The 2,500-nt window shown below is 54.2% G+C and carries 1 rRNA gene (cut by a window edge); it reads right to left on the reverse strand.

What is annotated here, in order from left to right:
• Positions 1-145 precede the first annotated feature (145 nt).
• Positions 146-2,500, reverse strand: a 23S ribosomal RNA gene (locus tag FHX15_RS30710) (it continues 445 nt past the right edge of the window).

Below are 2,500 nucleotides of genomic sequence, written 5' to 3' on the forward strand. Positions count from 1 at the left end.
TACCTTTCGCGAGGCAGCTTCGGCCAGGGGCCGCAAGCGCAAAGCGCGTCGCCAATCGTTTGGCGCGCCGTCCGCAGCGCCTTTGGCGCGTGAGGACAGAAGGTCAGGCTTATCGAACGAAGTTCGATGAGCATAGTCAATGAGAACGATCAAGCCAATCGAGCTATTAGTACCGGTAAGCTTCATGCGTTGCCGCACTTCCACACCCGGCCTATCAACGTGGTCGTCTTCCACGGCTCTGATAGGGAACACTCGTTTCCAGGTGGGTTTCCCGCTTAGATGCCTTCAGCGGTTATCCCGTCCATATATAGCTACCCTGCTATGCCCTTGGCAGGACAACAGGTCCACCAGAGATATGTCCATCCCGGTCCTCTCGTACTAGGGACAGATCCTGTCAATATTCCTACACCCACGGCAGATAGGGACCGAACTGTCTCACGACGTTCTGAACCCAGCTCACGTACCGCTTTAATTGGCGAACAGCCAAACCCTTGGGACCTGCTCCAGCCCCAGGATGCGATGAGCCGACATCGAGGTGCCAAACAACCCCGTCGATATGGACTCTTGGGGGTCATCAGCCTGTTATCCCCGGCGTACCTTTTATCCGTTGAGCGATGGCCCTTCCACGCGGGACCACCGGATCACTATGACCGACTTTCGTCTCTGCTCGACTTGTCAGTCTCGCAGTCAGGCGGGCTTATGCCATTGCACTCGACGACCGATTTCCGACCGGTCTGAGCCCACCATCGCGCGCCTCCGTTACTCTTTCGGAGGCGACCGCCCCAGTCAAACTACCCACCATACACTGTCCCGGACCCGGATGACGGGCCGCGGTTAGACATCCATGACGATAAGGGTGGTATTTCAAGGATGGCTCCACAGAAACTGGCGTCCCTGCTTCAAAGCCTACCACCTATCCTACACATGCCGACACGAATGCCAGTGTAAAGCTATAGTAAAGGTGCACGGGGTCTTTCCGTCTGACCGCAGGAACCCCGCATCTTCACGGGGAATTCAATTTCACTGAGTCTGCGTTGGAGACAGCGGGGAAGTCGTTACGCCATTCGTGCAGGTCGGAACTTACCCGACAAGGAATTTCGCTACCTTAGGACCGTTATAGTTACGGCCGCCGTTTACTGGGGCTTCGATTCAAAGCTTGCACCTCTCCTCTTAACCTTCCAGCACCGGGCAGGCGTCAGACCCTATACGTCGTCTTGCGACTTCGCAGAGCCCTGTGTTTTTGATAAACAGTCGCTACCCCCTGGTCTGTGCCACCCCATCATACTTGCGTAAAATGGGGTCACGCTTCTTCCGAAGTTACGCGTGCAATTTGCCGAGTTCCTTCAACGCAGTTCTCTCAAGCGCCTTGGTATACTCTACCTGACCACCAGTGTCGGTTTCGGGTACGGTCTATACGGTGGAGCTATTTCCTGGAACCGCTCCGCTGCCCTGATAATCCAATAAACCAGAACAACTTGTGCGATCCGTCACTTCCACCAGGCCCACGAATATTAACGTGGTTCCCATCGACTACGCGTGTCCGCCTCGTCTTAGGGGCCGGCTAACCCTGCTCAGATTAACTTTAAGCAGGAACCCTTGGTCTTTCGGCGAGAGGGTCTCTCACCCTCTTTATCGTTACTCATGTCAACATTCGCACTTCCGATACCTCCAGGACCCCTCACGGGTATCCCTTCATCAGCTTACGGAACGCTCCGCTACCACTCCTCTTGCGAGGAATCCTCAGCTTCGGTGCATGGCTTTAGCCCCGTTACATTTTCGGCGCAAAGACCCTTATTTAGACCAGTGAGCTGTTACGCTTTCTTTAAATGATGGCTGCTTCTAAGCCAACATCCTGGTTGTTTTGGGATCCTCACATCCTTTCCCACTTAGCCATGACTTGGGGACCTTAGCTGGAGGTTAGGGTTGTTGCCCTTTTCACGACGGACGTTAGCACCCGCCGTGTGTCTGCCTGGTAGTACTTCCCGGTATTCGGAGTTTGGTTAGGATCAGTAAGACGGTGAGTCCCCATAGCCCATCCAGTGCTCTACCCCCGGGAGTATTCGCCAGACGCTCTACCTAAATAGATTTCGCGGAGAACCAGCTATTTCCGAGTTTGATTGGCCTTTCACCCCTAGCCACAAGTCATCCCAATCTATTGCAACAGATGCGGGTTCGGTCCTCCAGTTGGTGTTACCCAACCTTCAACCTGCTCATGGCTAGATCACTCGGTTTCGGGTCTAATGCAACGAACTATATCGCCCTATTCAGACTCGCTTTCGCTTCGCCTACACCTACCGGCTTAAGCTTGCTCGTTACACTAAGTCGTTGACCCATTATACAAAAGGTACGCCGTCAGGGTTGCCCCCTCCGACTGTTTGTAGGCATCCGGTTTCAGGTACTCTTTCACTCCCCTTGTCGGGGTGCTTTTCACCTTTCCCTCACGGTACTTGTTCGCTATCGGTCATGCACGAGTACTTAGGCTTGGAGAGTGGTCTCCCCA

The organism is Rhizobium sp. BK650 (genome assembly GCF_014195325.1).
Taxonomy (GTDB): domain Bacteria; phylum Pseudomonadota; class Alphaproteobacteria; order Rhizobiales; family Rhizobiaceae; genus Rhizobium.